The sequence below is a fragment of the Delftia sp. WSY_16 genome (assembly GCF_043104415.1).
Lineage (GTDB): Bacteria > Pseudomonadota > Gammaproteobacteria > Burkholderiales > Burkholderiaceae_C > Comamonas > Comamonas tsuruhatensis.
The window spans coordinates 124,503-150,863 of record NZ_JBICKS010000018.1 but is presented as its reverse complement, the minus strand read 5'-3'; the positions used below and the strand labels follow the sequence as shown (position 1 = coordinate 150,863).

The following is a 26,361-nucleotide window of genomic DNA, read 5'->3' as shown; positions in this document are numbered from 1 at the left end:
TCTTCTTTCTGATATACGAACCATGGATTTTCTGCTGATCGCGTTGCTTACGCTGCTCAATGGGGTGTTTGCAATGTCCGAATTGGCACTGGCCTCCAGCCGCAAGGCTCGGTTGGTGGCACTGGCTGAAACAGGCGACAAGGGGGCGGTGGCGGCACTGGCCTTGCTCGACAACCCCACGCAATTTCTTTCTTCGGTGCAGGTGGGCATCACCTCCATCGGCCTGCTCAACGGTATCCTGGGTGAGGCGGCCTTCAGCGACGGACTGGCCGCATGGCTGCTGGGCCTGGGCGTTCCAGAGCGCGCAGCCAGCATTTCGGCAACGGCAGTCGTCGTGACCGTGATCACCTTCGTCACCATCGTTTTCGGCGAGCTGGTGCCCAAGCGCATCGGCCAGCTCTATCCCGAAACCGTGGCCATCGTGGTCTCGCGGCCCATGACGTGGGTGGCGTCGGCAGCCAAGCCTTTTGTGCGGCTGCTGGCCTTCTCCACCCGCGCCATGCTGACCTTGCTGCGCATCAATGAATCGGCGGCACGCTCCGTGACCGAGGAGGAGATCGCGGCCAGCCTTGCCGAGGGCCGCGATGCCGGCGTCATCGAGGCCAGCGAACACCAGATGGTGCAGAACGTCTTCCATCTCGATGACCGCTCGCTGACGTCGATCATGGTGCCGCGCGGCGATGTGCAATGGCTGGATGCCGACATGACCGTCACCGAGGCATTGCAGGCCTCGGCCGATGACCACGCAAAGGGCGGCCATTCCTGGTATCCGGTGTGCCGCAATTCCCTTGATGACGTGGTCGGCATCATCAGCGTGGCGCGCCTGCTGGCATTGGGTCCCGATGCGGCGGGCTCCACGCTCTACGAGCATGTACTGCCGGCCTCGTTCCTGCCCGAGACGCTCAGCGCCATGGAACTGCTGGAGCAATTGCGTGCCCGATCCGGGCGCATGGTGTTCGTGGTGGATGAATATGGCGTGGTGCAGGGCATCATGACGCCGCGCGATTTGCTGGAGGCGATTACCGGCGAGTTACAGCCTGTGACCGAAACGGAAGCATGGGCCATGCAGCGTGGGGATGGCTCCTGGTTATTGGACGGGCTGATGCCCATATCGGAGCTGAAGGCGCGCCTCGATATTCGTGACCTGCCCGATGAGCACCGTGGCCGATACAACACCGTTGCCGGCCTTCTCATGGCGGAAAGCGGTCATTTGCCGGTTCTGGGAGAGCGGATCAGCTGCGCGGGCTGGATCTTCGAGGTGATTGATCTCGATGGCAAACGCATTGACAAGGTGCTTGCCATTTCGGAATTATCCGAAGGCTCCTCGCTGCAATAGGCAACTGCGATATTGTGGATTTTGCTTACATGCGTCTTGCCCTGTAGGGCGATTATGTTTTTATAATGAAAGCTCTTAAACAACTTTCAAGGCGCACACCATGAGCTCTTACAAGGAATTGCTGAAGCAGCGACAGGAACTGGAGCAACAGATCCAGGAAGCGCGCAAGCGTGAACTGTCTGACGCCGTGGGCAAGGTTCGCAATTTGATTGCCGAATATGGCCTGACTGCGGATGACGTCTTTCCTTCGGCTCGTGGTCGCGGCAATGCGGGTGCAACGGGCACCAAGGTGGCGCCCAAGTACCGTGATCCCGCCACTGGCCAGACCTGGACCGGACGCGGCAAGCCGCCGAAGTGGATTCAGAATCAGGACCGCGAAAAGTTCGTCATCTGATTTTTCCATCGCGCATGTTGAAAGAGCCCGCCTTGTGCGGGCTTTTTTCATTGGCACGGCCATTTGTCAAAAATTGACTCGGTTGAGAATGACTATCATGCGCTGTGCAAAGCGTGGGCCTGTGCACGGACATTGCGCGGCGGCGATGCCAGGGGCGATTTCTGGCGGTAACGCAAAATGCACGGTGCCAGTGATGCACCTTGCGGCAGTTTGGAGCATGCGAGGTGGGTGTTTCCGGGTCTTGGCGTCTCAACGCATGGCGGATGCATGCGTGTTTCAGACAAATCCGATGATTTTTTGATTTTCTTCAGTGGTGGCCGACTTGAATATCCAGGCACCAGCCACCATGGGCGAAGGCAGGGGCACAATACGCGCATGAACAAGCAGGTGTTGATTGCCGGCGGCGGCATTGGTGGCCTGGCCGCCGCCATCGGTGCGTCGCGGGCGGGTTGGGAAGTGCGTCTTTTCGAGCAGGCGCCCGCGCTCAGTGAAGTGGGCGCCGGAATCCAGATCGGTCCGAATGTCGTGCGGCGGCTTCAGGCCTGGGGCCTGCAAAAACCGCTGCAGCAGGTGGTGGCATTGCCGGGCAGCCTGCGCGTGCGCAGCGCAGTCACCGGGCAGGAATTGGCGCATATGCCCTTGGGCAGCGAGTCCGTGCAACGCTATGGCGCGGCCTACGCCACCATCCACCGGGCCGATCTGCAGCAGCTGCTGAAGGAAGCCGCTCAGACTTATCCGGGCATGCACCTGAACCTGGGCCAGCCCATTGAAGGCTTTTCCGAAACGGACGGCGTGGTCACCGTGCGAACCCAGGCCGGCAAGCTGATCGAAGGCGATGCTCTGGTCGCCGCCGACGGCGTGCGCAGCGTCCTGCGCCAGCAGCTGCTGGGCGACGGCCCGCCTCGTGTCACCGGGCACCTGGCCTACCGCGCCCTGGTGCACCAGGCCCAGTTGCCCAAGCGGCTGCGTGCCACTGATGTCACGGCCTGGCTGGGCTCGCGCATGCATGCCATCCAGTACCCCGTGCGCCGGGGCGAGCTGCAGAACCTGGTGGTCATCGTCCAGGGCCCGGCGCCCGAGGACCTGGCGAACTGGGACCACGCGGGCAATCTCGATGATCTGGTGCGGGTGCTGCAGGGCAGCTGCCCGCAGCTGCTGGACCTGGTCCAGCATGTGCCTGCCGCTGGCGGTGACTGGCGGCTGTGGCCGGTGGGCGATCGCCCGCCCGTGCAATCGGCCGCGCAGATGGCGCGCGGCGTGGTGGCGCTGCTGGGCGATGCCGCCCATCCCATGCGCCCCTATCTGGCCCAGGGCGCCGGCATGGCGATTGAAGATGCAGCGGAGCTGCAGCGCGCCCTGTCCATGCATGACCTGGATGTGAACATGCGCCTGCGCCGCTACGCGCTCAATCGCTGGCAGCGCAATGCGCGCGTGCAGGCGCGCTCGCAGCGCAACGGCCGCATCTTCCATGCCACGGGTCCGGTGCGCTGGGGGCGTGACCTGTCACTGCGCCTGCTGGGCTCCCGGCTGATGGATCTGCCTTGGCTGTACCGTGGCGATGGCTCGGCCGCCAACGCCTTGTAGAGGCACAGACTCCGGCCGCTAGGCGGCGGATGCCTGGCGCAGCAGCGGCGAGGAGGGCAGGAAACGGAACGCGGTTGACGCACCGACGAGGGTGGCCGCAATCGAGATCATCACGGCCTTGTAGGGCTCCACGCCCCAGGCTTCGGCCCAGGCGGCGACCCAGCCCGTGAACCATTGCACCAGGGCCACGCCCAGGAACATGGCCATGGTGAACAGCGACAGTGCGCGGCCGGTCATCTCTGGGGGGTAGGAAGCGCGCACATCGGCGTACTGCAGCACCGAATAGCCCGACAGCAGGCCCATGGCGAAGATCAGCGCCACATTGGTCCAGCCATGGTGCAAAAAGGCCATGAGCATGAACAGGCTGCCCATGAGCAGCGAGTAATTGGTGAGCCAGCGCCGGCGCCGTCCTGGGCCGGGGTCCATGCGCCCGAAAATCGCGGGGCTGAACAGCGAGATCATCGATACGACCAGCGCCACATTGCCGCTTTCCACCAGCGAAAAGCCATAGCGATGGATGAGCAGCGGCCCCAGCCACAGGCCGCGCAGCGCCAGAAACGATGCATAGCAGGCCATGGCCAGCAGGACGATACCCAGGGTGTGCGGCAGCGTGAACAGCTCGGCCATGCGGCGTGCCGCCACGCCCCAGCTTTCCCGTGCGGCGGTCTGTGCTCCGCGGCGGGCGGGCTCGTGCACGCGCCACCAGATCAGCAGCCACGACAGGGCCGACATCACGGCCAGCAGCGCAAAGCCCGAGCGCCAGCCGAAATGCTGGACCAGCCAGGCCAGCGGCGTGCCTGTGAACAGCAGCCCCAAGCCGCCCACGCCCATGCCCACGCCCGACAGAAAGGCGAAGCGGTCCATGGGAAAGTGGCGCGAGATGAACATGGTGCAGGCCAGGAAGGCCGGCGAGCAGCCCACGCCGATCAGCAACTGGCCCACCATCAGCCAGCCGTAATTGGGTGCGGCGGCGGACAGTGCCGATCCCGCGATCGCCAGCGGAAACGACAGCAGCACCGTGCGGCGCAGGCCGTAGAGATCCATGCCGATGCCCATGAGCAACTGGGCCACGCCGAAGGACAGTCCGAACAGGCCCGCAAAGGCCCCCAGCGACTGGGCCGTAAGCCCGAAATCCTGCTGCAGGCCGGTCGCCATGACCGAGGTCGTGGTGCGAAAGGCCTGGCTCAGCGCAAAGGCCGAGAGCAGGGCAAGCAGCATGGCCCACAGCAGCTGGCTGCGTGGCGGCGGTGCTGCGGTGGAGGTCTGCGAAGCCTCTGTGTGTGTGTTGTTGTGTGGGGGCTGTTGCGGCGCTGCGGACACGGTATTTCTCCTGGCGCCGCAGCTTACCCGTTTGCGCGCATGCGCGTTGTCGCCACCGCAGCGGTCTGCCTTCGGTGGCGCCCGCCAGTTCTTATAGCTCGGTGCGCAGCGCCCAGATTTCGGGGAACAGCACCACGTCCAGCATCTTGCGCAGGTAGCTGACGCCGCCGGTGCCGCCCGTGCCGCGCTTGAAGCCGATGACGCGCTCCACCGTGGTCAGATGGCGGAAGCGCCAAAGTCGGAAGGCGTCCTCGATGTCGGCCAGCTTTTCGCCGAGCTGGTACAGGTCCCAGTGCTGGTGGGGATCGCGGTAGACCGTGATCCAGGCCTGCTTGACGCCTTCGCTGGCCTCGTAGGGTTGGGTCCAGTCGCGCTCCAGCCGGTCGGCGGGCACCTCGATGCCCTCGCGCGCCAGCAGTTGCAGGGACACGTCGTAGAGCGAGGGCGAGCGCCATGCCGCCTCCACCTGGGCCAGCAGATCGGGCCGGTGGGCATGGGGCTGGAGCATGGCGGCATTCTTGTTGCCCAGGGAGAACTCGATGCAGCGGTACTGGTAGCTCTGGAAGCCGCTGGAGTTGGCCAGGTAGGGACGCATGGCCGTGTACTCGGGCGGCGTCATGGTGGACAGCACGGTCCAGGCGCTGACCAGTTGCTCCATGATGCGGCTCACGCGGGCCAGCATCTTGAAGGCGTCGGAACGCGTGCCGCCTGCGATGGCGGCCGTGGCGGCTCGGACCTCATGCAGCATCAGCTTCATCCACAGCTCGCTGGTCTGGTGCTGGATGATGAACAGCATCTCGTCATGCGCGGGCGACAGCGGGTGCTGGGCCGTGAGGATCTGGTCCAGGTGCAGGTAATCGCCATAGCTCATGGACTGGCTGAAGTCCAGCTGGGCGCGCTCCTCTTTGACGATGGATTCGGTGCGGCCGGGGTTGTTCATGGGACAGCCGGAGTGTTCGGTGGTCATGTGGGAGTCTCGCAAGTCTCGATGCGGAAAATGCAGGGCGCAGCGTAACCGAATCCCGCGCAGCAATCCTGCGGGTTGCAAGAAGCGGGATGCGCGTCCGCGCCGGGCTGCGTAGAGTAGGGCATCCGATGACCCTGAAAGACATGCCGTGTCCCACCAAGCCATGAATCAAGCCAGCGATGCCTCTGCCAACCCCGCTGCCCTGGTGGCCCGATGCTGCCGCTGGCTGGAGACCGAGGAGCCGCCCCCCGCCCTGGGCGCGCTGGCAGAACGCTCGGGGCTGAGCCCCTGGCAGCTGCACCGATTGTTCAAGCAGGCCACGGGCCTCACGCCCAAGGCCTATGCCAAGGCGCACCGCGCGCGTGCGCTGCGCCAGGCGCTGCAGCCAGGCCAGAGCGACTCGGTCACCGATGCCGCCTACCTCAGCGGCTATGCGGCCAGCAGCAGTTTCTACCGTGACGCAGGCGCCATGCTGGGCATGGCGCCCGGCGACTACCGGCGCGGCGGCATGCGCCAGACCATCCGCTTTGCGGTGGCCGAATGCACGCTGGGCAGCATCCTGGTGGCCAGCACCGATCGCGGCGTGTGCTGCGTGCTGCTGGGCGACGATGCCGAGGCCCTGGTCCAGGACCTGCAGCAGCGCTTTCCGCTGGCCGAACTGGTGGGCGGCGATGCCGGATTCGAGCACACCGTGGCCCAGGTCGTGGCCCTGGTCGAGCAGCCGCGCCGGGGCCTGGCACTGCCGCTGGATGTGCAGGGCACGGCCTTCCAGCAGCGCGTATGGCAGGCGCTGTGCGCCATTCCCGCCGGGCAGACGCTGAGCTATTCGGAACTGGCCCTGCGCCTGGGCATGCCCACGGGTGCCCGGGCCGTGGCCAGCGCCGTCGCGGCCAACCCCATTGCCGTGGCCGTGCCCTGCCACCGCGTGGTGCGCAACGACGGCAGCATCTCCGGCTACCGCTGGGGCGTGGAGCGCAAGCGCGCCTTGCTGCTGCGCGAGGCGCGCCAGGCGCAGGAGGCCGCTGGCAAGGACGCTGGGCACGCACCGCTGCGCCAGGCAGGAAGCGCATGAGCGGGCAAGGACAAGGACAAGGGCAAGGGCGTGGCACCGGCCAGATCCATCAGGCGCAGCAGCAACTGACGCTGCCGGCCGGCTACCGCATGACCGAGTTCTGGGGCTTTCACCGGCGCGATGCCCAGCGCCTGTCCGAATGCGATCTGCAGGATGGCGGCACCATCCGCATGCACAAGGGCCTGATGTGGAAAGGCCTTCCCACGCTGCTCACCCTGGAGCTGACGCCGCAGTGCGAAGAGGCGGCCGTGGTGCAGGCCCGATGGCGCCTGCCCGCCGGTGCAGGCGCAATCACCGGCATGGACGATGTGCTGGCCGCCATGCTGCGGCGCATGTTCGGACTGTCCCAGGATGTGGGCGAATTCGAGCGCCGCTTTGGCCGCCATGAGCGGCTGGGACCGCTGCTGGCGCGCCAGCGGGGCCTGCATGTGCCCGCGGCCTGCACGCCCTGGGAGGCGCTGAGCTGGGCCGTCACCGGGCAGCAGATCAGCGTGGCGGCAGCCGTGTCGCTGCGCCGCCGCCTGATCGCTGCAGCCGGCCAGCCGGTGGCGCTGCACGATGGCCATGCCGACGCGCCGCAGCAGCTGTGGTGCATGCCGGAGGCCGCGCAGGTGGCGCAGCTGAGCGAGGACGACTTGCGCGCGGCCGGCTTTTCCCGGAGCAAGACCCATACGCTGCGCCTGTTGGCGCATGCCGTGCAGGCGGGCGAACTGCCGCTGGACGATTGGGCCGCCATGCCCGAGCTGCCCGCCAGCGAGATCAGCCGGCGGCTGCTGGCCCTCAAGGGCGTCGGCCCGTGGACGGTGAACTACATGCTGCTGCGCGGCTATGGCCACCTGGACGGCCCGTTGCACGGCGATGTGGCCGTGCGCCGCGCCCTGGCGCGGCTGCTGGAGACGGAATCCGTGGACGCCGCGCAGACCGAGTTGTGGCTGCGGGACTTCGCGCCTTGGCGAGCCCTGGTCGCGGCCCATCTCTGGGCCTCGCTGTCGTCCACGGCGTTCTGAAGGGCTGGCTCCAGGCTTCAGGTCACCGCATTGACGCGGTTGAACTCCGGCTTGCGCCATTCGCCCGATTCCAGTACCTGGCGCAGGTGCTCCACGGCATGCCAGACATCTTCGAATCCCACGTACAGCGGCGTGAAGCCGAAGCGCAGGATGTCCTTGTGCAGGCCCGTGCCGTCGCCCTTGCGGAAGTCGCCGATCACGCCGCGCGCGATCAGCGCCTGCACGATGGCATAGGCGCCGCTGTCCTTGCCGTCCACGCCCAGCCCCTCCTCGCGCGTGAGGCAGACCTGGGAGCCGCGCCGGCCGTGCTCGCGCGGCGTGGCCAGGCCCAGGCCGTGGCCCTGGCAGCGTTCCTCGACCAGGGCGATGAACAGGTCGGTCAGCGCCAGCGACTTGTTGCGCAGCGCGTCCATGCCGCCCAGCGGCTCCACGGCAGTGAACACGTCCAGGCCGCACTGCAGCACGCTCAGGCTGACCATGGGCTGGGTGCCGCACAGGTAGCGCTGTATGCCCTGGGCCGGGTGGTAGTCCGGCACAAACTTGAAAGGCTCGGCATGGCCGAACCAGCCCGACAGCGGCTGCCAGAAGCGGTTGATCAGGCGTGGATGGGCCCAGACAAAGGCCGGCGCACCGGGGCCGCCGTTGAGGTACTTGTAGCTGCAGCCGATGGCGAAGTCGGCATTCGCGCCCTTGAGATCGACAGGCACGGCGCCCGCGCTGTGGCACAGGTCCCAGACGCAGAGAATGCCCTTGCCCTGCGCGGCAGCCGTCACGGCAGCCATGTCGTGCATGGCACCCGTGCGGTAGTTCACATGGGTGAGCATGCAGATGGCGACCTCGTCGGTCAGCGCATCGGCAATCTCCTCGGGTTCGAGCAGCACCAGCTCCAGGCCGTATTCCTGGCAGACCGACTGGGCGATGTAGAGGTCGGTGGGGAAGTTGCTGCGCTCGCTGATCAGGCGCTTGCGCTGCGGAGCGTCCTCGCGCGCGATGCGGGCCGCAGCCGTCAGCACCTTGTAGAGGTTGATGGAGGCCGTGTCGGTGAACACCAGCTCGCCCGCGCCCACGCCCAGCCAGGGGGCGAACTGGTCGCCCAGGCGCTGGGGCAGACTGATCCAGCCGGCGTCGTTCCACGAGCGGATCAGGCCCTGGGCCCATTCCTGCTGCACCACCTCGGCCACGCGCGCGGCGGCGGCGCGGGGGCTGGCGCCCAGCGAATTGCCGTCAAGGTAGATCACGCCTTCGGGCAGCGTGAATTGGTCGCGCAGGGCGCGCAGCGGGTCTTGCGCATCGAGGGTGAGGCAGTCTTGCAGGCTCGTCACGGGGTCTCCTTGGGTATGGAAAAGGCGAAAGGCGAAAGGTGCGGCCCGGGAATCAGGCCAGGGCACGCAGCACGGCGCGCACGGGCGAGGCATCGGCCTCGACCAGCTTGAGCGGCAGGGCGATGAGCTCGTAGTCGCCCTCGGGCACCTCGTCCAGCACCAGGTTCTCCAGCACGCGCAGGCCGCGCCGGCGGATCACCTGGTGGCTGTCCAGGCTCTTGCTGCTGGCCGGGTCGATGCTGGCCGTGTCTATGCCGATGAGCTTCACGCCCAGGTCGGCCAGGCGTTCTACCGTAGCTGGCGCATAGGCTGCCAGTTCCTGGTCCCAGGTGGTGGGGGCGCGCTCGTAGGTGCGCACCAGCACGCGTGCCGGAAGATGCTCCACGGCGTGGGCGATGTGCTCCCATTCGACCAGCGGTCCCTTGCCGATGGCGTGGATCACGCGGCAGGGGCCGAGGAAGGCGTCCAGGTCCACATGGCCGATGCTGGCGCCGTCCGCGTCATAGTGCAGCGGTGCATCGGCATGCGCTCCCACATGGGGCGACAGCGTGATGGCGCTGACATTGACCGGGCAGCCCGGCCCGATGGTGGCGCACCATCGCTGGCTGTAGGCCGTGTCGCCGGGAAAGACGGGGCTGGCGGCCTGCACGGCCGGGGAGATGTCCCAGAGTCTGCGGGTCATGGTTTCACTCCTTCGGGGCGGTTCGGGCGGCCTGTGCGCGCGGCCGGTACCACAGCGCATACACCAGGGCCAGCAGGCCCAGGAAGGGCAGGCCCGTGAGCAGCGTCATGTGGAAGACCTCGGTGAAATAGGTGGTGACGATCACGCCCAGCATCAGCGCGGCGCCGGCCAGTGTGAACAGCGGATAGCCCCACATGCGGAACTGCAGGCGCTGGCCCGGATGCTCGCGCGACCAGCGCGCGCGGAAAAACAGATGGGTCACGAAGATCATGAACCAGGTGAACATGGCGCCGAACATGGACACGGACATCATCCACAGCAGCGAGCCTTCGGGCTTCCACAGGTTCACGGCCACGGCCACGGCAATGCCCAGGCAGGAGATGGCAATCGCCGCCACGGGCACGCCGCGGCTGTTCAGCCGCCCGAACACCGAGGGCGCATAGCCGCCGCGCGACAGGCTGAACATCATGCGCGAGGTCACATACAGCTGGCTGTTCATGGCCGACAGCGCGGCCACCAGCACCACGAAGTTGATGATGCTGGCAGCGCCCGGGATGCCGATGATCTCCATCACCTTCACGAAGGGGCTCTTGTCCGTGCCGGCCTGCTGCCAGGGCACGATGGCCAGCATCAGCGCCAGCGTCAGCAGGTAGAAGATCACCAGGCGCGCCATGGTGGTGCGAAAGGCCCGGGTGATGGCGCGCTTGGGGTCCTCGGCCTCGCCGGCCGCCACGGCCACGGCCTCCAGGCTCAGGTAGCTGAAGATGGCGATGATCACGGCCACCCAGGTGCCCCACAGGCCCTTGGGGAAGAAGCCGCCATCGGCCGTGTAGTTGAAAAAGCCGATGCCCTGGGGCTGCGAGCCGAACACCACCCAGGCGCCGATCAGGATGAAGGCCACGATGGCGATGATCTTGACCATGGAAAAGCCGTACTCCACCTGGCCGAAGGCCTTGACGCTGCTGGCGTTGACGGCCACCAGCGCGCCCGAGAACACCACCACCCAGATCCAGCGCGGCACGTCGGGGAACCAGTAGCCCATGTAGATGCCTATGGCCGTCACCTCCATGCCCACGGCCAGCACCACGGCGGCCCAGTAGGCATAGCGGACCATGAAGCCGGCCATCGGGCTGATGTAGTGCTCGGCATAGGCGCCGAACGAGCCCGAGGTCGGATGGGCCACCGTCATCTCGGCCAGGCAGCCCATGAGCAGCAGCGAGATCAGCGCGCCGATGGCGTAGCTGACCAGCACGCTGGGGCCGGCGAAGCCGATGGCGAAGGCGCTGCCCATGAAAAGGCCGGTGCCGATGGCGCCTCCGATGGCGATCATCACCATCTGGGCGGCGGACAGCTGCTGGCGCAGGCCGGTTTCTCGTTGCTGAATGTCTTGGAAGGCGGCCATGGTGCGCGGCGGTTGGGGGCTGAAAGCGGAAGGCGTAAGTATCTGCGCTTTCACCGCCGGCCCCGGGCTGGCCGCTGCAAAACCATGGGAGGGTCCGGCTCAGGCTCCGCGTGCGTAGCAGCCCGGCGTCAGCGCATGGTGGGCCTTGAAGGCGCGCTGCAGGTGGGCCTGGTCGGCAAAGCCCATGGCATAGGCCGCATCGGACAGCGCCGCCCCCGCGGCCAGCAGGCGGCGCGCGCCGTTGATGCGCAGGTTCAGGCGGTAGCTGCCGGGCGTCATGCCCGTGGCCGCCTTGAAGCGGCGGATGAAGCGCGTGGCGCTCATGCCGCATTCCTGGGCCAGGGACTGCACGGTCAGGCCTGCATCGGGTCCTGCATGCAGGCGCTGCAGCGCGGGGGCCAGGGCCGCCGCATCGCCGGGCAGGGGCAAGGCTGCGGGCTGGGCACAGCGGTCCAGCAGGTGCTCCAGGCCCAGGGCCAGGCGGTCGGCGGCGGCCGCGCCATCGACGGGGCGGCACAGGCCATCCACCAGGCGGGCGATGTCCGCATCCGTGAGCGTGCGCCGGGGAAAGCGCAGCGCGGCCACGCCCAGCCGCGCGTGCAGCCAGTCGGCATCGACAAACAGCATGCGGTAGGACCATGGCGCGCCGGGGTCGGGATTGCAGGCATGCCAGGCGCCGGGCTCGATCAGCACAACGCCGCCCGCCTCCACGGGCTGCGGGCCGTGGGCATGGTGGAACACGGTGCGGCCCGCGTCCACGATGCCGATCGAGTACTCGGCATGCATGTGCAGCCGAAAGCAATGCGGCGAGCGCGCGCTGTCGCGCAGCTCGGCCCAGGGAGCGGCCGGATGGCGGTGGAATCGGTGGGGAGAGGCTGAAGTCATGGCGGCCAGCCATCATGCCAGCATGGCCGCCACGCTGGCGACCAGCAGCAGGGCCAGCAGGCGGTGGAACAGGCGCTGGCGGCGTTCGGTGCGCAGCCAGCCCGAAAGCAGCTGGCCCAGCAGCGCCCAGCTGCCGACCCCCACCAGGCAGGCCAGCAGCGAGATGGCGCAAAACTGCAGCAGCGCCCACGGCGCATTCGCGTGGGGCAGCACGAACAGGCCCACGCCGGCCAGCGCCACCAGCCAGGCCTTGGGGTTGAGCGTCTGCACGGCCGTGCCCTGCAACAGCGCTTGCAGCAGGGCCTGCAGCGGGCGCTGCGATCCGGCCTGCTGCTGCGCACCGGCCTGGCCCACAGGCGCGTTGGCCAGCCGCCAGGCCAGCCACAGCAGATAGGCGGCGCACAGCCACTGTGCGGCCGCAGACAGTTGCGGCAGCGTCTGCAGCAGCCACTGTGCGCCCTGGCCCATGACCCAGACCACGGTCGCATAGCTGGCGCTGGCGCCCAGCACATAGGCGGAAGAGACCAGGCGCGAGCGGGCTGCGCCGTGGCGCAGGGCCAGCACATTGACGGGGCCGGGCGTGATGGCGCCCACGAGGGTGAAGACGCCCATGGCGAGCAGCGAGGAGGACATGAGATTTCGCGCGGACGCAGGACTGCACAAGGCACGCAGTCTCGTCCCGCACGCCGCCCCTGTATTGAACGCAATTGCGGGGCGCCGGCATGTCCGTCACAGCCTCTAGGGGAGCATGGCGTAGGCCACGATCTCCAGCTTCATGCCCGGCACCACCAGCGCCGAAATCCCCATGCTGGAGCGGTTGGGATAGGGCGCCTCGAAGAACTCGCGGTACACGGCGTCGATGGCCGGCATGTCGGCCACGTCGGTCATGTAGATCAGCACCTGGGTCACATGCGCCAGCGTGCCGCCTGCGGCCTGCAGCGCGTTGCGCAGGTTGGTGAAGGTCAGGCGCGCCTGCTGTTCGATGGGGCCGGTGTCGATGCTGCCGTCGGGCCGCACGGGGCCGTGGGCCGTGAACAGCATCTGGCCGCTGGCCTTGACGGCCCAGGAGAAGGGCTGCTTGAGCGGCGGTAGTCCCACGTCGATGATTTGCTTCATGGATTTCCTTGTGTTTTGACTACATGCGAAGGCATGGTGTTCTTGCGCCGGAAACTTGGCGCGGCCCATCGGCGGACGCCGAGCAAGGGCCTAGGCCGGCCGCGCCGCCCCGCAGCGATAGTGTCGTCCCGCGCCCGCGCAGCGAGAGCGGGGGAAGCGGCAAAGCCGCTCAGGGGTCACAGTTTCGTTCTCACGGACCAGATTTCGGGGAACAGCACCACGTCCAGCATCTTGCGCAGGTAGCTGACGCCGCCCGTGCCGCCCGTGCCGCGCTTGAAGCCGATGACGCGCTCCACCGTGGTCACATGGCGAAAGCGCCACAGGCGGAAGGCGTCCTCGATGTCGGCGAGCTTTTCGCCGAGCTGGTACAGGTCCCAGTGCGACTGCGGGTCGCGGTAGACCTGGGCCCAGGCGGCCTCGACCTCGGGGCTGGCCGTGTAGGGCTGGGTCCAGTCGCGTTCCAGGTGCCCGGCAGGAATGGCCAACCCCTGGCGTGCCAGCAGGCGCAGGGCCTCGTCATAGAGCGAGGGCGAGCGCCATGCCGCCTCCACCTGGGCCAGCAGATCGGGCCGGTGGGCATGGGGCTGGAGCATGGCGGCATTCTTGTTGCCTAGCGCGAACTCGATGCAGCGGTACTGGTAGCTCTGGAAGCCGCTGGAGCTGGCGAGATACGGGCGCATGGCCGTGTACTCGGTAGGCGTCATGGTGGCCAGCACGGACCAGGCGCCGACCAGCTGCTCCATGATGCGGCTCACGCGGGCCAGCATCTTGAAGGCATCTGCATGGCGGTCGGCCGCCACGGCGGCCGTGGCGGCGCCCAGCTCGTGCAGCATGAGCTTCATCCACAGCTCGCTGGTCTGGTGCTGGATGATGAACAGCAACTCGTCATGCGTGGGCGACAGCAGTTGCTGTGCGCCCAGGATGGCGTCCAGCTGCAGGTAGTCGCCATAGCTCATGGACTGGCTGAAATCCAGCTGCGCCCTTTCCTCGGCGACGATGCGCTCGGTCAGGCCGCCATGGACGGGGCAGCCGCTCATTGCGGCGACTCCAGCACCGTGGCAATGGCGTCGGCCACGTACTGCACGTTGGCGCCGGACAGGCCCGACATGCACATGCGGCCCGAGCGGATCAGGTACACGCCATGCTCGTCGCGCAGGCGGTGGACCTGGGGCTCGGTGATGCCTGTGTAGCTGAACATGCCGCGCTGGGTCAGCAGGAAGCCGAAGTCGCGCCGCTCGCCAAAACGCTCCTGCAGCGCGCTGTGCAGCTGGGCGCGCATGTCCTTGATGCGCCCGCGCATCTGCGCCAGCTCCTGCGCCCATTGGGCGCTCAGCTCGGGCGATGCCAGCACCTGCTGCACCAGGCGTGCGCCACGGGTGGGTGGCGAGGAATAGTTGCTGCGCACCGTGGCCTTGAGCTGGCCCAGCACATTGCCGGCCGTGGACGCGTCGTTGCAGACCACGCTGAGGCCGCCCACGCGTTCGCCATACAGCGAGAAGTTCTTGGAAAACGAATTGGCCACGAAGGCCTGGGCGCCCGCATCGGCCAGGGCGCGCACGGACCAGGCGTCTTCATCGAGCCCATCGCCAAAGCCCTGGTAGGCCATGTCCACGAAGGGGATCAGGCCGCGCTCCACGATCACCGGGATCAGTTGCTGCCACTGCTCGCGCGACAGGTCCACGCCCGTGGGGTTGTGGCAGCTGGCATGCAGCAGCACCACGCTGCCCGAGGGCAGTTCGCGTAGCGTCTGCAGCATGGCGTCGAAGCGCAGGCTGCCCGTGGCCGCGTCGTAGTAGGGATAGCTGTGGGTGCGCAGTCCCGCGCCCTGGAAGATGGCCAGGTGGTTGTCCCAGGTGGGATCGCTGAGCCAGACCTCGGCGTCGGGGAAATAGTGCTGGATGAAGTCCGCGCCCAGCTTGAGCGCGCCCGAGCCGCCCAGGGTCTGCACGGTGGCGATGCGCTGACTGCGCACGGCCTCATGACCGGCGCCGAACACCAGGTCCTGCACCAGCTGGCGGTAGGGGGCTATGCCTTCGATGGGCAGGTAGCCGCTGGGGCTTTGCTCGCGGGCCAGGGCATCGCCAGCCTGGCGCACGCAGTCCAGCACGGGCAGGCGGCCGGCCTCGTCGAAATACAGGCCGATGCTCAGGCTGACCTTGTCGGCGCGTGGGTCCTGCTGGAAGGCCTCCATCAGCGACAGGATGGGATCACCGGGGTAGGGAGGGACGTGGCTGAACATCGAGGCGCGGGCGGTATCGAGGGGGGCAAGAGTCGTCATGTGTCTAAGGCAGAGAGAGAAACGCGAGGCCGGATGTCACCGGGCGGGAACCTGGGCTTGGGTGGATGTTGGGGTCTGGGTTGAGGTTGGGGTCTGAGGGGAGGGCTGGCCGGCCGGCCGGCGATACCAGATGGCGTAGACGGCGGCCAGCAGCAGCAAAAAGGGCAGGCCCGTGAGCACGGTCAGGCGGAATACGTCGGTGAACAGCGTGGACACCAGGGCGGCCAGCATCAGCGCCGCGCCCAGCAGCGTCAGCACCGGAAAGCCCCACATGCGAAAGGCCAGCGGCTTGTTGCCCTGGCGCACCCAGTGGATGCGGAAGAACAGGTGGGTCACGAAAATCATGAACCACGTGAACATGGCGCCGAACATGGCCACGGCCATCATCAGCATGAAGGACTGCTCGGGATTGATGATGTTGAACAGGGTGGCCACGGCAATGCCCAGGCACGACAGCAGCAGCGCCGGCAGCGGCACGCCGCGCGAGTTCACGCGGCCCAGCACGGCGGGCGCATGGCCGGCGCGCGAGAGGCTGAACATCATGCGGGTGGTGATGTACAGCTGGCTGTTCATGGCCGACAGGGCGGCCACCAGCACCACGAAATTGACCACGCTGGCCGCGCCGGGCAGGCCGATGATCTCCATCACCTTGACGAAGGGGCTGCCCTCCTTGCCGGCGGCCGACCACGGCACGATGGCCAGCATCAGCGCGATCGTGGCCAGGTAGAACACCACCAGGCGCACCATGGTGGAGCGGAAGGCGCTGGTGACGGCGCGCTGCGGGTCCTTGGCCTCGCCGGCGGCCACCGCGATCATCTCGATGCTCAGGTAGCTGAAGATGGCGATGATCACGCCCACCCAGGTTCCCCACAGGCCGTTGGGGAAGAAGCCGCCGTTGTTGACGTAGTTGGCAAAGCCCACGCCGTCCGGACGGGCGCCGAACACCACCCAGGCGCCGACCACGATGAAGGCCGCGATGGCGATGATCTTGATCATGGAGAAGCTGTACTCCACGGCGCCGAAGGCCTTGACGCTCATCATGTTCACGCCGATGAGCGCGCCCGAGAAGATCACCACCCAGGCCCAGCGCGGCACCTCGGGGAACCAGTAGCCCATGTACAGGCCCACGGCCGTCACCTCGGTGCCCACGGCCAGCACCACGCAGGCCCAGTAGGCATAGCGGACCATGAAGCCGGCCATCGGGCTGATGTAGTGCTCGGCATAGGCGCCGAACGAGCCCGAGGTCGGGTGGGCCACCGTCATCTCGGCCAGGCAGCCCATGAGCAGCAGCGAGATCACTGCGCCGATGGCATAGCTGATCAGCACGCTGGGCCCGGCAAAGCCGATGGCAAAGCCGCTGCCCAGGAACAGGCCGGTGCCGACGGCACCGCCGATGGCGATCATGGTCATCTGTCCGGCGGACAGCTGCTGTTTGAGTCCGGCTTCGCGCTGGACGATGTCTTCGAAGGCTGGCATGGGTTGTTGTCTCCGTTGCTGTGGGGGGCTTCGGAGGCGGATGCTATGGACGGCCTTCGCGGGGCGTTTAGTAGTTATCCCTAAATCGACTTGATCTTGGATAAGTTATTCTGTGAAACATGAATTCATAGGTGGTTTATGCCAATCGACATCGACAGAACGGACCGGCTGCTGATCCGCGCCCTGCAGGACAACGCGCGGCTGACCTCGGGTGAGCTGGCGCAGCGTGTGCATTTGTCGCAGTCACCGTCATGGCGGCGCATCAAGCGGCTGGAGGACGAGGGCGTGATCACCGGCTACCACGCCGCGCTGAGCCGGCGCGCCATAGGCTTTGGCGTGCTGGCCTTCGTGATGGTGGGCATAGACCACCAGAACGAGGAGTCCTCGCGCCATTTCCAGGAAGCGGTCTGCGCAATTCCCGAGGTCGTGATGTTCCACGGCATCTCGGGGCCGGAGGACTTCCTGCTGGTCGTCGTGGCGCGCGATCTCGACGCCTATTCCGATCTGCTGCTCAGCCGCCTGCACCGGCTGCCCGGCGTGCGCCAGGTGCACACGCATTTCTCGCTGCAGGAATTCAAGGGACAGCTGGCGGGGCTGCCGGTGGAATGACGGCTGGTGGCGCCTGGCAGGCTGCTAGAGCAGGCCGCTGTCCAGCGCCTGCATGCCATGGCGCACGCGCACGCGGTTGCAGGCATCGCTGCCGGCGGCGAACTCGCGGCAGGGCGAGGGGCGCCATTCATAGATGCCGCAATGGGCCTTCTCGCCCACCTTGCCGACCAGGGCCGCGCAGCGGGGACGCGCCCAGTCGGTTCCGCGCATGCGGCAGGTGTGGTCGGTGACTTCCTCGGCCAGCCCGGCTGGCACGCGGCCGCCCTGCGCCTGCGACTCGTGCACGGAAAAGTCCACGCGAAACGATGCGCAGCAGGCGCCGCAGCTCAGGCAGGGATGGGTCATGGCGTGGGGAGGGGAGTGCGCAAAGGCCGTGTCGGCGTCGGCCGCCATTGTGCCGCGCGCCGCTCGCCTGGGCCCGCCCGGGGGCAAAGCCGGGAACGCAAAACCCTGTCCCGCACTCCGATACCATGCGCGGTCCCGCCGCCCGGGTTCGATCAAAATCAAAATGAGAATAAAAATCAATTGATACAACACGCCATGCATTCGATGAACCCCGCGACGGACGCTGCAGCTCCGTCCACGCTGTCCGCGCCTCCCATGTCCTCCTCTGCTGCCGTTGCCGCCGTTGCTGCCACCACGGCCATCACCCTTGATGCCCTGCCCCGCCAGGTATCGGCGCGCGTGGTCGAGCTCCATGCCGCACGCGATGCCAGCGAGCAGGAACTGCTGCTGCGGCTCATGGAGATCGGCTTTCTGCCCGGCGAGCCCGTGCGCATCCTGGCCGCGGGCTTTCCGGGCGACGACCCGCTGGCCGTGCGCGTGGGCCAGACCACGTTCGCTTTGCGCCGCCATGAGGCGGCCCTGGTGCGCGTGGCGCCGGAGGCGGTGGCATGAGCGCGTCGTCCTCTCCCAAACTCATTCAGCCGCTGCAGCCTGCCCAGGGCGGCGGCGGCAGCGGTGATTCCGCACTGCGCCTGGCCCTGCTGGGCAATCCCAACTGCGGCAAGACGGCGCTGTTCAACCTGCTGACCGGCGCACGCCAGAAGGTGGCCAACTACGCGGGCGTGACCGTTGAGCGCAAGGAAGGCTGGCTGAGCACGGCCAGCGGCCGGCGCGTGCGCGTGCTGGACCTGCCGGGCACCTACAGCCTGCATGCGCACAGCGAGGATGAGCGCATCACGCGCGACATCGTCTCGGGTCGCCATGCGCGCGAGGCGCCGCCCGAACTGCTGGTCTGCGTCACCGACGCCACCCATCTGCGCCTGAACCTGCGCCTGGTGCTGGAGGCCCAGCGCCTGGGCCTGCCCATGCTGCTGGTGCTCAACATGAGCGACATGGCCAGGCGCCAGGGCATCGATATCGACCGCGAGGCGCTGTCACGCGCCCTGGGCATGCCCGTGCTGTCCACGGTGGGCGTGCGCCAGGACGGCGCGCGCGAACTGCTGCAATGGCTGGACGGCCCCGAAGCCCGCGCCCTGGCGGCGCCGCAGCTGCAGGCCTCGGCCCGCCCGGGCGATGCGCGCGAGCAGGTGCTGGCCCTGCACCAGCAGGTGGCCCGCATCATGGCCGACTGCGTCAAGGAGCCCGTGGTGGATACCCGGCGCGACGACCGCATCGACGCCGTGGTGCTGCACCCGCTGTGGGGCATGCTGCTGCTGGCGGCCACGCTGTTCCTGATGTTCCAGGCCGTGTTCAGCTGGGCACAGCCGCTGATGGATGGCATCGAGGGCGGCGTTTCGGCCGTCTCGGCCCTGGTCAACGAGCACATGCCTGAAGGCGCGCTGCGCAGCCTGCTGGCCGATGGCGTGATCGCCGGCACGGGCGCCGTGCTGGTCTTCCTGCCGCAGATCCTGATCCTGTTCCTGTTCATCCTTGCACTCGAGGATTCGGGCTACCTGCCGCGTGCCGCCTTTTTGCTGGACCGCATCATGGGCAAGGTCGGCCTGTCGGGCCGCTCCTTCATTCCGCTGCTGTCCAGCTTCGCCTGCGCCGTGCCCGGCATCATGGCCACGCGCTCCATCACCAGCTGGCGCGACCGCCTGGTGACCATCATGATCGCGCCGCTGATGACCTGCTCGGCGCGCCTGCCGGTCTATGCGCTGCTGATCAGCGCCTTCATTCCCGAGCGCACGGTGGGCGGCATCTTCAACCTGCAGGGCCTGGTGCTGTTCGCGCTGTACGTGGCCGGCATCGCCAGTGCCATGGCCGTGGCCGGCGTGGCCAAGCTGGTGGGCCGCAGCGCCGGCCCCACGCCGCTGCTGATGGAGCTGCCCTCCTACCGCTGGCCCAGCCCGCGCAGCCTGGCCCTGGGCCTGTACGAGCGCGCCATGATCTTCCTGCGCCGCGTCGGCGGCATCATCCTGACCGTGAGCATCGTGCTGTGGTTCCTGGCCAGCTACCCGGCGCCGCCCGATGGCGTCACCGAAGCGGCCATCCGCTACAGCTTTGCAGGCCGCATCGGCGGCTGGCTGGAGGTGGTCCTGGCGCCGATCGGCTTCAACTGGCAGATCGCCATCGCCCTGGTGCCCGGCATGGCTGCGCGCGAAGTGGCCGTCAGTGCCATGGGCACGGTCTATGCGCTGTCCGCTGCCAGCGACGAGGCCATGGCCGAGCAGCTGGGGCCGCTGATCGCCCATACCTGGTCCCTGGCCACGGCGCTGTCGCTGCTGGCCTGGTTCGTGTTCGCGCCCCAGTGCATTTCCACGCTGGCGGCCGTGCGGCGCGAGACCAATGGCTGGCGCTATCCGCTGCTGATGACGGGCTACCTGTTCGCGCTGGCCTACCTGGCCAGCTTCATCACCTACCGCGTGGCCCTCGCGCTGGGCGCGGGCTGAGGAGGGCCTTGAGCATGTGGCAAAACATCATCGTGGGCGTGATCGTGATGGTGGCGGCCGTGTCCCTGGTCTGGCGCTACCTGCCGGCGCGTTGGCGGCTGAAGGCCGGTCAGCTGCATCCGTCGCTGGCGCCCAAGGACGGGGGAGGCTGTGGCGGCTGCAGCGCCTGCGGCGGAGACAGCTGCGCACCGGACAGGCGCCAGCCATAGCGCCAGATCGGTCGCCAGGCCGGTCGCCAGGCCGGTCGCCGGGCCTCCGGCCGGTTGCACGCTCAGGCAGCGGCCAGCCAGATGCGGGCGCCGTCATCCAGCGCAGGCAGGCCATGCGCCAGGCGCGCAGCGTTGCAGCGGTCCGTGCCCATCTCGAATTCCCGGCAGGTCGATGAGCGCTGCTCGTAGATGCTGCATGCCACCTGTTCGCCGCAGCGGCCCGTGAGGGCCGTGCAGCGCACGGGGCGGCGCTCGGTGCCGTTCATGCGCCAGCGGTTGCCGTGGACCTCATGGGCCAGTTCATCGGGAACGGTGCCGCCCATGGAGCGCAGCTCGTAGACGGAAAATTCGACACGGAAGTGTTCGCAGCAGACGCCGCAGTTCAGGCAGGGATGCAGGGCTTCGGACATGGAAGTTCTTCTTCGGGAGACAGCAGGGCACGCACAGGCTTGCCGCGCCCGGTGCCCGGGGCGGCGCATAAGGCTGGGAAGAGGGGGTGCGGCCCTAGGTATGGCCCTGGAGGAACTTCAGATAGAAGGTGTGGATGCGCACGAACAGCGCACGCACCCGGGCCGCGAAATGCCGGCGCGGCCCGAAGAAGGAGGGCACGCGCGTATGGCGTGCAATGTGCGGATGGCGCAATGCGCAGCCGCCCAACGGAAACACCGCCTGAGGGCGCTTGGCCTGCAGGCGGTGTCTGGAGTGTTCGTGGCTCAGGTGCATGGGTGTGGGGGAATGCGCCTAGGCCAAAGGAGTGGGCGTGATCAGCCCGGCTGGCGGCCCAGCAGCAGGTACTCCATCAGTGCCTTTTGCACGTGCATCCGGTTCTCTGCCTCATCCCAGACCACGGACTGCGGCCCGTCGATGACCTCGGCCTGCACTTCCTCGCCACGGTGGGCGGGCAGGCAGTGCATGAACAGGGCGTCGGCACGCGCGGCGGCCATCATCTCGGCATCCACGCACCAGTCGGCGAAGGCCTTCTTGCGGGCCTCGTTCTCGGCCTCGTAGCCCATGCTGGTCCACACGTCGGTGGTCACCAGGTCGGCGCCCTTGCAGGCATCCAGCGGGTCCTTGAAGACCTTGTAGCAGCCCTCGCGCGGCGCCTTGCCGCCAAAGGCCAGCTTCTCGTCCACTTCGTAGCCGCCCGGCGTGCTGACGTGGACGGTGAAGCCCAGCAGGTCGGCAGCCTGCAGCCAGGTGTTGGCCATGTTGTTGCCGTCGCCGACCCAGGCGACGGTCTTGCCCTGGATGGAGCCGCGGTGCTCGATGAAGGTGAAGATGTCGGCCAGGATCTGGCAGGGGTGGAACTCGTTGGTCAGGCCGTTGATGACGGGCACGCGCGAGTACTCGGCAAAGCGCACGATCTTGTCCTGGCCGTAGGTGCGGATCATCACCAGGTCGGTCATGCGGCTGATGACGCGCGCGCTGTCCTCGATGGGCTCGGCGCGGCCCAGCTGGCTGTCGCCCGTGGTCAGGTGGACCACCGAGCCGCCGAGCTGGTACATGCCGGCCTCGAAGCTCACGCGGGTGCGCGTGCTGGCCTTCTCGAAGATCATGGCCAGCGTGCGGTCGCTGAGCGTGTGGTGCTTTTCGTAGTTCTTGAACTTCTTCTTGATCAGGGCCGCGCGCTCGAGCACATAGGCGTACTCGTCGGCCGTGAAGTCGGAAAACTGCAGATAGTGCTTGATGGCAGTCATAGGCAGGTCCTCATTCGGACAGGAATTGCACGATCAGGGGCTTGAGCTTGGCGACCACTTCGTCGGCCTCGGCCTCGGTCATGATCAGCGGCGGCACCAGGCGCACCACGGTGTCGGCGGTCACGCTGAACAGCAGGCCGGCTTCGGCGCCACGGCCCAGCAGGGCGCCGCAGGGCTTGTTCAGCTCGATGCCGATGATCAGGCCCTGGCCGCGAACATCGACCACGCCCTTGACGTCGGCCAGCTCCTTTTGCAGCGTGGACTTCAGGCGGTCTCCCACCTTGGTGGCATGGGCCAGCAGGCCGTCTTCTTCCATGATGCGGATGGTTTCGATGCCCGCACGCATGGCCAGCGGATTGCCGCCGAAGGTGGAGCCGTGGTTGCCCGGCTGCAGCACGGTGGCCGCCTTGCCATGGGCGACGACGGCGCCGATGGGCACGCCCGAGCCCAGGCCCTTGGCCAGGGTCATCACGTCGGGGATGATGCCGGCCCACTGGTGGGCGAACCACTTGCCCGTCCGGCCCATGCCCGCCTGGACTTCGTCGAACATCATCAGCCAGCCGTTGGCATCGCATAGTGCGCGCACCTGCTGCATGTACTCGATGCGCATGGGATGCAGGCCGCCTTCGCCCTGGATGGGCTCCATCATCACGGCCACCACGTCGGGGTTGCCGGCCGTGGCCTGCTGCAGCGCTTCGAAGTCATTGACCGGCACGCGCAGGAAGCCGTCGAGCAGCGGGCCGAAGCCGTCGCGCACCTTGGGGTTGCCCGTGGCCGTCATGGTGGCGATGGAGCGGCCGTGGAAGGCATGCTCGTAGACCACGATCACCGGCTTGGCGATGCCCTTGTCCACGCCGTACTTGCGCGCGATCTTGATGGCGGCCTCGTTGGCCTCCAGGCCCGTGCTGCAGAAGAAGACATTGGTCATCTTCGCGCGCTCGGTCAGCAGCTTGGCCAGCGTTTCCTGGCCAGGCACATGGTAGTAGTTGGAGGTGTGGATGAGCTTGGCCACCTGGTCCTGCAGCGCAGGCACCAGCTTGGGGTGGTTGTGGCCCAGCGTGTTCACTGCAATGCCGCCCAGCGCATCGAGGTACTGCTTGCCGTTGACGTCCCACACGCGGCAGCCCTGGCCTCGCTCCAGAGCGATCGGTACGCGGCCATAGGTGTTCATCACGTGGGGCGAGGCAGCCTCGATGAAAGCGGTCATTGCAAAAATCTCCTGAGCTGGAAAGTAAACGGCATCCGGGCGTTGCCGCCGCAGATGCCTGAAAAACAGCGAAGCCCGATTCTAGGGGCCGCGCAATGGCCTACCGTTGCGGTTTGCGCATCACAGCCATGCAATGAACCTACGCCACACTTGGTTAGTGCGCTGCACAACGGTCCAGCTCTTATATAAGAGATAAAATGCCTGCTTGGCCTGCCGGCAGCGATCCTGTCTGCGGGCTCTGACTTTTTTGAAGGACTTGCGCAAACAGGAAGTGGCAAGGTGCTGGGCCCCTTGGCAAGCCGCCTGTTTTGCTCCTTTTTGCACAAGTCGTATTTTGGTGCGCATCCTGATGGTCTCTCCCTCCAGCAAAGAACTGTTCATCCAGGGCATCACCCACGAAGGCAAGACTTTCCGGCCCAGCGACTGGGCCGAGCGGCTGGCAGGCGTCATGAGCCAGTTCCGCCCCGGTGGCGCCCAGCGCGGCAGCCACCTGAGCTACTCGCCCTGGTGTGTTCCCACAACGCTCAACGGCGTCAAGTGCGTGGTCGTGCATCGCGACCTGCGCGACTACGAGCCCATGGCCTGGGATTTCTGCCTGAATTTCGCCAAGGACAACAACCTGCAGGTTGCCGAAGCCTGCCTGATACCGGACGAGCCGGCCCGCTGAGGCCGGCTTCTTTTTTTGCGGGGCCGGTTCCCGCCCGATGTGAAGCGCGCCTGGGGTGCGTTTTTTTTCGGCTGCGCTTTGCTGGAGCCGGGCTTTTCCTTCGGTGCGATTGCCGATGGCGGCGCTTTTGTCCAGGCGCAAAAAAACCGCCCGAAGGCGGTTTTCTCGTTCGCTGACAGCGCACCCGTTACAAACGGCAGATGGCCGGGGCCATCCGTGCGGTTGCCTAAGTGGATTAGGCGGCGGGGGCTGCCAGGGCCTTGACCTTGGCGGACAGGCGGCTCTTGTCGCGAGCGGCCTTGTTCTTGTGGAAGATGCCCTTGTCGGCGATCGTGTCCAGAACGGATTGGGCTGCGGCAAACAGTTCGGTTGCCTTGGCCTTGTCGCCAGTCAGAACGGCCTTCTCGACCTTCTTGACGGCGGTGCGGTACTTGGAACGCAGCGAAGTGTTGGCTGCGTTGAGCTTGACGTCCTGGCGGGCGCGCTTGCGGCCGGATGCCAGGCGGGGGTTCTTCTTTACGGGCTTGGATGCCATGATATGTATTCCTAGTGTCTGAGGATGTTGTCGGCGAAGCGCGGGATTATAGCATGCAGTCCCTCCAGGGCCTGTGGGCCCCAGGCCGCGCAATCGGGCCTGTTGCAACGGAGTGCAAGAGCCGTCCGGCCCGCCCTGGCACGCAACTGCGGTGGCCGTGCCAGCGCATACACTCCCCACGGTGTCACTGTTCAAAGCCGCCTCCACCGTTTCCCTGCTGACGCTGGCCTCCCGTATCACCGGGCTGGTGCGCGATCTGCTCATGGCCTCCATGTTCGGAGCCAATGCGCTGACCGATGCGTTCAATGTCGCGTTCAGGATTCCCAATCTCTTCCGGCGCCTGTTCGCCGAAGGCGCCTTCAGCCAGGCCTTTGTGCCGGTGCTGGCCGCCAGCAAGGCCAAGGAGGGGGAGGAGGCCACGCGCAGGCTGATCTCCCATGTGGCCACGCTGCTGTTCTGGGTGCTGCTCGTGACCTGCGTGCTGGGCGTGGTCGGCGCGCCACTGCTGGTCTGGCTGCTGGCCAGCGGCCTGCGCCAGTCGCCCGAAGGCTATGACGCAGCCGTGCTGATGACGCGCTGGATGTTCCCCTACATCGGCTTCATGTCGCTGGTGGCGCTGTCGTCCGGCGTGCTCAATACCTGGCGGCGCTTTGCCGTCTCGGCCGCCACGCCCGTGCTGCTGAACCTGGCCATGATTGCCGCCGCCTTCTGGGGTGCACCCTGGCTGCAGGCGCGCGGCATAGAGCCCATCTATGCCATGGCCGGCGGTGTGATGCTGGGCGGCGTGCTGCAGCTGGCGGTACAGCTGCCGGCGCTGGCAGGCCTGGGCCTGCTGCCGCGCATCGGGTTTTCTCCAGCCGCCTTGCGCCAGGCCTGGCAAGAGGCCGGCGTGCGCCGCATCCTCAGGCTGATGGCGCCGGCGCTGCTGGGCGTGGGCGTGGCCCAGGTCTCGCTGATGATCAACACCCAGATCGCCTCCTATCTGCAGCCGGGCAGCGTGACCTGGCTGTTCTATGCCGACCGGCTCATGGAATTTCCGACGGCGCTGCTGGGCGTGGCGCTGGGCGTGGTGCTCACGCCCCAGCTGGCCGCGGCCAAGGCGGCCGACGACTCGGAGCGCTACTCGGCCATGCTGGACTGGGGGCTGCGCCTGGTGGTGCTGTTTTCCGTGCCCTGCGCGGTGGGGCTGCTCACTTTCGCCGAGCCGCTCGTGGCCACGCTGTTCCACCGTGGCGCGCTGCAGGACGGCGATGTGGGCCAGATCGCGCTGGCGCTGGTGGGCTACGGCGCCGGCCTGGTGGGCCTGGTGGCCATCAAGGTGCTGGCGCCCGGCTACTACGCAAGCCAGGACATCCGCACGCCCGTCAAGATCGCCATCGTGGTGCTGATCATCACCCAGCTGCTCAACCTGGTGCTGGTGCCCTTCATGGCGCATACGGGTCTGGCGCTGTCCATCGGCCTGGCGGCCCTGGTCAATGCGGGCTGGCTGCTGTGGGGGCTGCTGCGCCGGGGCGTCTACCGTCCCAAGCCCGGCTGGGGGCGGCTGGCCTTGCAGGTGATTGCGGCCAGCAGTCTGCTGGCCGTGCTGCTGACCTGGGGAAGCCAGCATTTCGACTGGATTGCGCTGCGTGCCAACGGATGGCAGCGCGTGGGCCTGCTTGCCGGCCTGATGGCGGCCTCGGCCCTGCTGTACTTTGGCGCGCTGTGGGCGGCCGGGCTCAAGCTGCGGGCACTGCTGCGGCGCTAGCCCGAACCCGCA

28 protein-coding genes are annotated in these 26,361 nt (G+C 67.2%); 11 read left to right on the top strand and 17 right to left on the bottom strand.

Annotated elements, in window-relative coordinates:
• Window positions 1-22 precede the first annotated feature (22 nt).
• The 3 genes from ACF8O7_RS08960 (at window position 23) to ACF8O7_RS08950 (ending at window position 3,314) form a co-directional block, all read left to right on the top strand.
• On the top strand, window positions 23-1,336 hold the full coding sequence (locus ACF8O7_RS08960; protein WP_016449005.1) for a hemolysin family protein: 1,314 nt from the start codon (window positions 23-25) through the stop codon (window positions 1,334-1,336).
• Window positions 1,337-1,436: 100 nt separating this feature from the next.
• Window positions 1,437-1,730, top strand: a complete 294-nt coding sequence (locus ACF8O7_RS08955) for an H-NS histone family protein (protein WP_016449004.1) — start codon at window positions 1,437-1,439, stop codon at window positions 1,728-1,730.
• 375 nt (window positions 1,731-2,105) lie between these two features.
• Window positions 2,106-3,314 carry an FAD-dependent monooxygenase gene (locus tag ACF8O7_RS08950; RefSeq protein ID WP_343740274.1) on the top strand — a complete coding sequence of 403 codons (1,209 nt, stop codon included), beginning with the start codon at window positions 2,106-2,108 and terminating at the stop codon, window positions 3,312-3,314.
• An 18-nt stretch (window positions 3,315-3,332) separates the two neighbouring features.
• Here the strand turns inward: ACF8O7_RS08950 and ACF8O7_RS08945 are convergent, their stop codons facing one another.
• Both ACF8O7_RS08945 and kynA (ACF8O7_RS08940) read right to left on the bottom strand, forming a co-directional pair.
• Entirely contained in the window at window positions 3,333-4,634 is a 1,302-nt protein-coding gene (locus ACF8O7_RS08945) for a nitrate/nitrite transporter (protein WP_160853130.1), read from the bottom strand.
• A 91-nt stretch (window positions 4,635-4,725) separates the two neighbouring features.
• A complete protein-coding gene (kynA, locus tag ACF8O7_RS08940) occupies window positions 4,726-5,601 on the bottom strand; it encodes a tryptophan 2,3-dioxygenase (protein WP_126312428.1) in 876 nt (291 codons plus the stop codon).
• Between the two features lie 163 nt (window positions 5,602-5,764).
• Between kynA (ACF8O7_RS08940) and ada the strand changes: the two genes are divergently transcribed.
• Together ada and ACF8O7_RS08930 are read left to right on the top strand one after the other, a co-directional pair.
• Complete coding sequence (ada, locus tag ACF8O7_RS08935; protein ID WP_126312445.1) at window positions 5,765-6,673, top strand: bifunctional DNA-binding transcriptional regulator/O6-methylguanine-DNA methyltransferase Ada; 909 nt, start codon at window positions 5,765-5,767, stop codon at window positions 6,671-6,673.
• Window positions 6,670-7,680 (top strand): DNA-3-methyladenine glycosylase, encoded by a 1,011-nt coding sequence (locus ACF8O7_RS08930; RefSeq protein ID WP_126312429.1) that lies wholly within the window; start codon window positions 6,670-6,672, stop codon window positions 7,678-7,680. The genes ada and ACF8O7_RS08930 overlap by 4 nt, the downstream gene beginning before the upstream one ends.
• 17 nt (window positions 7,681-7,697) lie before the next feature.
• On the opposite strand, the gene kynU is transcribed toward ACF8O7_RS08930, so the two are convergent.
• From kynU to ACF8O7_RS08885, 9 genes are all read right to left on the bottom strand, one after another.
• Window positions 7,698-9,002 carry a kynureninase gene (gene kynU / locus ACF8O7_RS08925; protein WP_016452599.1) on the bottom strand — a complete coding sequence of 435 codons (1,305 nt, stop codon included), beginning with the start codon at window positions 9,000-9,002 and terminating at the stop codon, window positions 7,698-7,700.
• Window positions 9,003-9,054: 52 nt separating this feature from the next.
• The gene (kynB, locus tag ACF8O7_RS08920) at window positions 9,055-9,684 is read right to left on the bottom strand and encodes an arylformamidase (RefSeq protein WP_126312430.1); all 630 of its coding nucleotides are present in this window, start codon (window positions 9,682-9,684) and stop codon (window positions 9,055-9,057) included.
• A gap of 4 nt (window positions 9,685-9,688) precedes the next feature.
• On the bottom strand, window positions 9,689-11,086 hold the full coding sequence (locus ACF8O7_RS08915; protein ID WP_016448996.1) for an amino acid permease: 1,398 nt from the start codon (window positions 11,084-11,086) through the stop codon (window positions 9,689-9,691).
• 99 nt (window positions 11,087-11,185) lie between these two features.
• Window positions 11,186-11,971, bottom strand: a complete 786-nt coding sequence (locus ACF8O7_RS08910) for an AraC family transcriptional regulator (protein WP_126312431.1) — start codon at window positions 11,969-11,971, stop codon at window positions 11,186-11,188.
• Between the two features lie 12 nt (window positions 11,972-11,983).
• Complete coding sequence (locus ACF8O7_RS08905) at window positions 11,984-12,604, bottom strand: LysE family translocator (protein WP_126312432.1); 621 nt, start codon at window positions 12,602-12,604, stop codon at window positions 11,984-11,986.
• A gap of 105 nt (window positions 12,605-12,709) precedes the next feature.
• Complete coding sequence (locus tag ACF8O7_RS08900; RefSeq protein ID WP_013803668.1) at window positions 12,710-13,087, bottom strand: RidA family protein; 378 nt, start codon at window positions 13,085-13,087, stop codon at window positions 12,710-12,712.
• A gap of 176 nt (window positions 13,088-13,263) precedes the next feature.
• The gene (kynA, locus tag ACF8O7_RS08895; RefSeq protein WP_126312433.1) at window positions 13,264-14,124 is read right to left on the bottom strand and encodes a tryptophan 2,3-dioxygenase; all 861 of its coding nucleotides are present in this window, start codon (window positions 14,122-14,124) and stop codon (window positions 13,264-13,266) included.
• The gene (locus tag ACF8O7_RS08890) at window positions 14,121-15,326 is read right to left on the bottom strand and encodes an amino acid aminotransferase (protein WP_193615988.1); all 1,206 of its coding nucleotides are present in this window, start codon (window positions 15,324-15,326) and stop codon (window positions 14,121-14,123) included. The genes kynA (ACF8O7_RS08895) and ACF8O7_RS08890 overlap by 4 nt, the downstream gene beginning before the upstream one ends.
• 75 nt (window positions 15,327-15,401) lie before the next feature.
• Window positions 15,402-16,841, bottom strand: coding sequence for an amino acid permease (locus ACF8O7_RS08885; protein ID WP_126312435.1), 1,440 nt, complete (start codon window positions 16,839-16,841; stop codon window positions 15,402-15,404).
• 138 nt (window positions 16,842-16,979) lie between these two features.
• Between ACF8O7_RS08885 and ACF8O7_RS08880 the strand changes: the two genes are divergently transcribed.
• The gene (locus ACF8O7_RS08880; RefSeq protein ID WP_016448991.1) at window positions 16,980-17,450 is read left to right on the top strand and encodes an Lrp/AsnC family transcriptional regulator; all 471 of its coding nucleotides are present in this window, start codon (window positions 16,980-16,982) and stop codon (window positions 17,448-17,450) included.
• A gap of 24 nt (window positions 17,451-17,474) precedes the next feature.
• Here ACF8O7_RS08880 and ACF8O7_RS08875 read toward each other — a convergent pair whose 3' ends face one another.
• Window positions 17,475-17,795: a YkgJ family cysteine cluster protein gene (locus ACF8O7_RS08875; protein ID WP_026062772.1), complete on the bottom strand. Its 321-nt coding sequence runs from the start codon at window positions 17,793-17,795 to the stop codon at window positions 17,475-17,477.
• Window positions 17,796-17,990: 195 nt separating this feature from the next.
• On the opposite strand from ACF8O7_RS08875, the gene ACF8O7_RS08870 reads away from it, so the two are divergent.
• The 3 genes from ACF8O7_RS08870 to ACF8O7_RS08860 are packed head-to-tail and all read left to right on the top strand — an operon-like array spanning window position 17,991 to window position 20,496.
• Window positions 17,991-18,347, top strand: coding sequence for a FeoA family protein (locus ACF8O7_RS08870; RefSeq protein ID WP_016448989.1), 357 nt, complete (start codon window positions 17,991-17,993; stop codon window positions 18,345-18,347).
• Window positions 18,344-20,287, top strand: coding sequence for a ferrous iron transporter B (locus ACF8O7_RS08865; RefSeq protein WP_074921604.1), 1,944 nt, complete (start codon window positions 18,344-18,346; stop codon window positions 20,285-20,287). The genes ACF8O7_RS08870 and ACF8O7_RS08865 overlap by 4 nt, the downstream gene beginning before the upstream one ends.
• Before the next feature lie 14 nt (window positions 20,288-20,301).
• Window positions 20,302-20,496, top strand: a complete 195-nt coding sequence (locus tag ACF8O7_RS08860) for a hypothetical protein (protein WP_047474007.1) — start codon at window positions 20,302-20,304, stop codon at window positions 20,494-20,496.
• 62 nt (window positions 20,497-20,558) lie between these two features.
• On the opposite strand, the gene ACF8O7_RS08855 is transcribed toward ACF8O7_RS08860, so the two are convergent.
• From ACF8O7_RS08855 to ACF8O7_RS08840, 4 genes are all read right to left on the bottom strand, one after another.
• Window positions 20,559-20,906 carry a YkgJ family cysteine cluster protein gene (locus ACF8O7_RS08855; RefSeq protein ID WP_016448986.1) on the bottom strand — a complete coding sequence of 116 codons (348 nt, stop codon included), beginning with the start codon at window positions 20,904-20,906 and terminating at the stop codon, window positions 20,559-20,561.
• A 94-nt stretch (window positions 20,907-21,000) separates the two neighbouring features.
• Window positions 21,001-21,219: a hypothetical protein gene (locus ACF8O7_RS08850; protein WP_016448985.1), complete on the bottom strand. Its 219-nt coding sequence runs from the start codon at window positions 21,217-21,219 to the stop codon at window positions 21,001-21,003.
• A gap of 41 nt (window positions 21,220-21,260) precedes the next feature.
• Window positions 21,261-22,193: an ornithine carbamoyltransferase gene (gene argF / locus ACF8O7_RS08845; RefSeq protein ID WP_016448984.1), complete on the bottom strand. Its 933-nt coding sequence runs from the start codon at window positions 22,191-22,193 to the stop codon at window positions 21,261-21,263.
• A gap of 10 nt (window positions 22,194-22,203) precedes the next feature.
• Entirely contained in the window at window positions 22,204-23,400 is a 1,197-nt protein-coding gene (locus tag ACF8O7_RS08840; protein WP_034365360.1) for an aspartate aminotransferase family protein, read from the bottom strand.
• A 349-nt stretch (window positions 23,401-23,749) separates the two neighbouring features.
• Here ACF8O7_RS08840 and ACF8O7_RS08835 point away from each other — a divergent pair, with 349 nt between their 5' ends.
• A complete protein-coding gene (locus ACF8O7_RS08835) occupies window positions 23,750-24,067 on the top strand; it encodes a DUF3579 domain-containing protein (RefSeq protein ID WP_012204103.1) in 318 nt (105 codons plus the stop codon).
• A 235-nt stretch (window positions 24,068-24,302) separates the two neighbouring features.
• Here ACF8O7_RS08835 and rpsT read toward each other — a convergent pair whose 3' ends face one another.
• Window positions 24,303-24,602 carry a 30S ribosomal protein S20 gene (rpsT, locus tag ACF8O7_RS08830; protein WP_016448982.1) on the bottom strand — a complete coding sequence of 100 codons (300 nt, stop codon included), beginning with the start codon at window positions 24,600-24,602 and terminating at the stop codon, window positions 24,303-24,305.
• 181 nt (window positions 24,603-24,783) lie between these two features.
• On the opposite strand from rpsT, the gene murJ reads away from it, so the two are divergent.
• Entirely contained in the window at window positions 24,784-26,349 is a 1,566-nt protein-coding gene (gene murJ / locus ACF8O7_RS08825) for a murein biosynthesis integral membrane protein MurJ (protein WP_126312436.1), read from the top strand.
• The last annotated feature ends 12 nt before the right edge of the window (window positions 26,350-26,361 follow it).

Coding starts and splice junctions, on each gene's coding strand:
- rpsT (WP_016448982.1), bottom strand. CDS start 24,602: ATGGCATCCAAGCCCGTAAAGAAGAACCCCCGCCTGGCATCCGGCCGC.
- argF (WP_016448984.1), bottom strand. CDS start 22,193: ATGACTGCCATCAAGCACTATCTGCAGTTTTCCGACTTCACGGCCGAC.
- ACF8O7_RS08875 (WP_026062772.1), bottom strand. CDS start 17,795: ATGACCCATCCCTGCCTGAGCTGCGGCGCCTGCTGCGCATCGTTTCGC.
- ACF8O7_RS08865 (WP_074921604.1), top strand. CDS start 18,344: ATGAGCGCGTCGTCCTCTCCCAAACTCATTCAGCCGCTGCAGCCTGCC.
- kynA (WP_126312433.1), bottom strand. CDS start 14,124: ATGAGCGGCTGCCCCGTCCATGGCGGCCTGACCGAGCGCATCGTCGCC.
- ACF8O7_RS08950 (WP_343740274.1), top strand. CDS start 2,106: ATGAACAAGCAGGTGTTGATTGCCGGCGGCGGCATTGGTGGCCTGGCC.
- ACF8O7_RS08900 (WP_013803668.1), bottom strand. CDS start 13,087: ATGAAGCAAATCATCGACGTGGGACTACCGCCGCTCAAGCAGCCCTTC.
- ACF8O7_RS08960 (WP_016449005.1), top strand. CDS start 23: ATGGATTTTCTGCTGATCGCGTTGCTTACGCTGCTCAATGGGGTGTTT.
- ACF8O7_RS08915 (WP_016448996.1), bottom strand. CDS start 11,086: ATGGCCGCCTTCCAAGACATTCAGCAACGAGAAACCGGCCTGCGCCAG.
- ACF8O7_RS08860 (WP_047474007.1), top strand. CDS start 20,302: ATGTGGCAAAACATCATCGTGGGCGTGATCGTGATGGTGGCGGCCGTG.
- ACF8O7_RS08835 (WP_012204103.1), top strand. CDS start 23,750: ATGGTCTCTCCCTCCAGCAAAGAACTGTTCATCCAGGGCATCACCCAC.
- ACF8O7_RS08840 (WP_034365360.1), bottom strand. CDS start 23,400: ATGACCGCTTTCATCGAGGCTGCCTCGCCCCACGTGATGAACACCTAT.
- ACF8O7_RS08930 (WP_126312429.1), top strand. CDS start 6,670: ATGAGCGGGCAAGGACAAGGACAAGGGCAAGGGCGTGGCACCGGCCAG.
- ada (WP_126312445.1), top strand. CDS start 5,765: ATGAATCAAGCCAGCGATGCCTCTGCCAACCCCGCTGCCCTGGTGGCC.
- ACF8O7_RS08955 (WP_016449004.1), top strand. CDS start 1,437: ATGAGCTCTTACAAGGAATTGCTGAAGCAGCGACAGGAACTGGAGCAA.
- ACF8O7_RS08850 (WP_016448985.1), bottom strand. CDS start 21,219: ATGCACCTGAGCCACGAACACTCCAGACACCGCCTGCAGGCCAAGCGC.
- ACF8O7_RS08890 (WP_193615988.1), bottom strand. CDS start 15,326: ATGTTCAGCCACGTCCCTCCCTACCCCGGTGATCCCATCCTGTCGCTG.
- ACF8O7_RS08885 (WP_126312435.1), bottom strand. CDS start 16,841: ATGCCAGCCTTCGAAGACATCGTCCAGCGCGAAGCCGGACTCAAACAG.
- ACF8O7_RS08910 (WP_126312431.1), bottom strand. CDS start 11,971: ATGACTTCAGCCTCTCCCCACCGATTCCACCGCCATCCGGCCGCTCCC.
- ACF8O7_RS08880 (WP_016448991.1), top strand. CDS start 16,980: ATGCCAATCGACATCGACAGAACGGACCGGCTGCTGATCCGCGCCCTG.
- ACF8O7_RS08855 (WP_016448986.1), bottom strand. CDS start 20,906: ATGTCCGAAGCCCTGCATCCCTGCCTGAACTGCGGCGTCTGCTGCGAA.
- ACF8O7_RS08870 (WP_016448989.1), top strand. CDS start 17,991: ATGCATTCGATGAACCCCGCGACGGACGCTGCAGCTCCGTCCACGCTG.
- kynB (WP_126312430.1), bottom strand. CDS start 9,684: ATGACCCGCAGACTCTGGGACATCTCCCCGGCCGTGCAGGCCGCCAGC.
- ACF8O7_RS08905 (WP_126312432.1), bottom strand. CDS start 12,604: ATGTCCTCCTCGCTGCTCGCCATGGGCGTCTTCACCCTCGTGGGCGCC.
- kynA (WP_126312428.1), bottom strand. CDS start 5,601: ATGACCACCGAACACTCCGGCTGTCCCATGAACAACCCCGGCCGCACC.